Genomic DNA, 1,829 nt, shown 5'->3' with positions numbered 1-1,829 from the left:
TTCTGGGGGTTGGTTCTGTTTCTTCTGGGTCACGGATGCATTGGATCTTTGCGGATCGGTGTGTGTCTGGTGGCTGGGGCCGGCTCTCATCAAACCGTTGGTGTGGGTGTTCTGGACTGGGTGGGTTGTTTCCCTGGGCTGGATGCTCGTGACCGATAGGTGGTGGCGATAGGGTTGGTGTTCCTGCCCGTATTTTGAGAACTGTATAGTGGACGCGAGCATCTCTTTGTAGCGTAATTTTGTCTTTTTGTTGTTTGTTTTGTGACAAGCTACTAAGGGCAATCGGTGGATGTCTTGGTACCAAGAGCCGATGAAGGACGTTGGAGCCTGCGATAAGCCCCGGGGAGTTGGCAACCGAGCTGTGATCCGGGGGTGTCCGAATGGGGAAACCCAGCTGGCATTCTAAAGCCAGTTACCAGTGCCTGAACACATAGGGTTCTGGAGGGAACGCGGGGAAGTGAAACATCTCAGTACCCGCAGGAAGAGAAAACAATAGTGATTCCGTGAGTAGTGGCGAGCGAAAGCGGATGAGGCTAAACCATGTGCGTGTGATAGCCGGCGTGCGTTGCGCATGTGGGGTTGTGGGAGCATTCTGACATTAATGCCGTGATGTCGAAGAGTTATAAATCGCTGTTGAAGTCGAATCTTCTGGAATGTTGAGCCGTAGTGGGTTATAGCCCTGTAGGCGTAAGACAGTGACTCTTGAGTGTTTTCCCAAGTAGCACGGGACTCTTGAAATCCCGTGTGAATCTGGCGGGACCACCCGCTAAGCCTAAATACTTCTTGGTGACCGATAGCGGACTAGTACCGTGAGGGAAAGATGAAAAGTACCCCGGGAGGGGAGTGAAATAGTACCTGAAACCGATTGCCTACAATCCGTCGGAGCATGTTCCTTGTGGATGTGTGACGGCGTGCCTTTTGAAGAATGAGCCTGCGAGTTAGTGGTGTGTGGCGAGGTTAACCCGTGTGGGGTAGCCGTAGCGAAAGCGAGTCTGAATAGGGCGCTTTAGTCGCATGCTCTAGACCCGAAGCGGAGTGATCTATCCATGGGCAGGTTGAAGCGTGGGTAAGACCGCGTGGAGGACCGAACCCACCAGGGTTGAAAACCTGGGGGATGACCTGTGGATAGGGGTGAAAGGCCAATCAAACTCCGTGATAGCTGGTTCTCCCCGAAATGCATATAGGTGCAGCGTCGCGTGTTTCTTACCGGAGGTAGAGCACTGGATGGTCTAGGGGGCTTACCGGCTTACCGAAATCAGCCAAACTCCGAATGCCGGTAAGTGAGAGCGCGGCAGTGAGACTGCGGGGGATAAGCTCCGTAGTCGAGAGGGAAACAGCCCAGATCACCAGCTAAGGCCCCTAAGCGATTGCTAAGTGGAAAAGGATGTGGAGTTGCCCAGACAACCAGGAGGTTGGCTTAGAAGCAGCCACCCTTGAAAGAGTGCGTAATAGCTCACTGGTCAAGTGATTCCGCGCCGACAATGTAGCGGGGCTCAAGCAATCCGCCGAAGCTGTGGCACTCACATATGTACTCGGCACAGGCTTTTGGTCTGTGTCCAGGTGTGTGGGTGGGTAGGGGAGCGTCGTGCAGCGTGTGAAGCAGCCTAGTGATGGAGTTGTGGATGCTGCACGAGTGAGAATGCAGGCATGAGTAGCGAATGACGGGTGAGAAACCCGTCCGCCGGATGATCAAGGGTTCCAGGGTCAAGCTAATCTGCCCTGGGTAAGTCGGGACCTAAGGCGAGGCCGACAGGCGTAGTCGATGGACAACGGGTTGATATTCCCGTACCGGCATTAACACGACCCGACCGAACCCGCTGATGCTAAGC

1 other annotated feature (only partly in view) is annotated in these 1,829 nt (G+C 54.3%).

Features of this window, described 5'->3' with window-relative positions:
* The first annotated feature begins 262 nt into the window (after window positions 1-262).
* Window positions 263-1,829, top strand: a sequence feature (mutual gap in cmsearch alignment for this rRNA model is longer than 100) (it continues 1,464 nt past the right edge of the window).

It is taken from the genome of Kribbella sp. VKM Ac-2571 (assembly GCF_004362255.1).
GTDB classification, from domain to species: Bacteria; Actinomycetota; Actinomycetes; order Propionibacteriales; family Kribbellaceae; genus Kribbella; species Kribbella pratensis.
The sequence above is the reverse complement of the archived record's forward strand: the minus strand, read 5'-3'. Positions and strand labels throughout refer to the sequence as shown.